Origin of the sequence: Aeromonas sp. HMWF017, assembly GCF_003061465.1 — a bacterium.
GTDB lineage: Bacteria > Pseudomonadota > Gammaproteobacteria > Enterobacterales > Aeromonadaceae > Aeromonas > Aeromonas veronii.
Window position 1 is genome coordinate 1 of sequence record NZ_QAJD01000070.1, and the last position, 1,248, is coordinate 1,248.

Consider the following 1,248-nt stretch of genomic DNA (forward strand, 5'->3'; position numbering starts at 1 on the left):
GCTGGGGTATCCATGATGGTAGACCTCAAGGTGATGGCCTACTTCAAGATTAGCCTTTCAACACGTAATTGGGACAGAGCCTTTTTTATGGGGTCACGGGCAGGGCGCGCTTAATCCTTGAAGTCCCAGGAGAGGTTGGAGACCAGCCGGCAGCTGTCGCACTTGAAGTCGAAGATCTCGTGCAGCGGCGCTGCCAGCGCCCACTCGCCGCCACAGCTTGGGCAGGGGCGCGCCTTCTCCTCGGCAGCGCTCAGCCCGCCCACCCGGTATAGGTAGTAGTAGGTGGGGATGCCGCTCAGCACTTCCAGCCGTTTGGCCAGATCGCTGCCGCGCCGGTAGAGGCGGCTGCCCACTTCGCCGATTTCGTGCAGCGCCGCGTGTTCGGCGATGGAGCCGTTCATCTGTAACTGATCACACGCCTCCCAATCCTCCTGCCACTTGATGATCTGTTTCTGATCGCCGTTGGCGACCGCGGGCAGTTGGTAGAGCGGAATGGGGGCGAAGTGGTCGCCACAGCGCAGCGGCGAGCAGGTGTGCAGGAAGCTGGTGTAGAGCATCATCCAGCTCGGCCGCTCGCCCTGTGTGCCACAAGGGTCTGTGCTGTCGGAGAGCAGATCCGCCCCCTGCAGCTGGAGTTTGGGCGCCAGCAACCCCGCCTGATTGAGCTGCTGTTCGGCCAGTTTGACCTGCTCGCTCTGGTTGTCGGGGTGCAGGCTATCCTGCTCCGGGCAAACCACCCGACTGACGAAATAGCCGTCGTGCATGCTGGTAGGGAACTCCCGCCCGAGGATCTGGCCCTGATAACGCAGCATGTCGAGGTAGTTGACGATGGCCCGCTCGGCGTCGCCAAGGGAGGTATCGCGGTAACACTCAAAGCAGAGTTCGACGATATACATGCTTCAGCCTTGCCCCTGCTGGAGGAGCAGGTCGGTCAGGCGATCCACCTTCTGTTCGATGCGCGCGAGCTGTTCGGCGAGTTGCTGCAGGGTGAGCTCCGGTGCTGGCTGAGGCACAGCCTCTGGCAGGAGCTCGCTCTCGGCGGTCGCGACGGGCTGCTGTTTCCACTGGCTCAGCACTTTCAGCAGCTCGGCCATAGGCACCGGCTGGGTGAGGCGGGCCTTGATCATGGCGGAGGTGGGGGTCAGGCCCTTGGTGGCCAGCTCGTTGGCAATTCGGATGATCTCGTGGGCGGACATAAGCATGCTCTGGGTGAGAAGGGGGGATCGATATCGGGGCGGGATCTTAACC

At 62.4% G+C, this 1,248-nt stretch carries 2 protein-coding genes; both read right to left on the reverse strand.

What is annotated here, in order from left to right:
* Positions 1 to 110 precede the first annotated feature (110 nt).
* Complete coding sequence (locus tag DBR30_RS07280; protein WP_108588264.1) at positions 111 to 896, reverse strand: Zn-ribbon-containing protein; 786 nt, start codon at positions 894 to 896, stop codon at positions 111 to 113.
* Between the two features lie 3 nt (positions 897 to 899).
* On the reverse strand, positions 900 to 1,196 hold the full coding sequence (locus DBR30_RS07285; RefSeq protein WP_108588265.1) for a DNA-binding protein: 297 nt from the start codon (positions 1,194 to 1,196) through the stop codon (positions 900 to 902).
* Positions 1,197 to 1,248 lie beyond the last annotated feature (52 nt).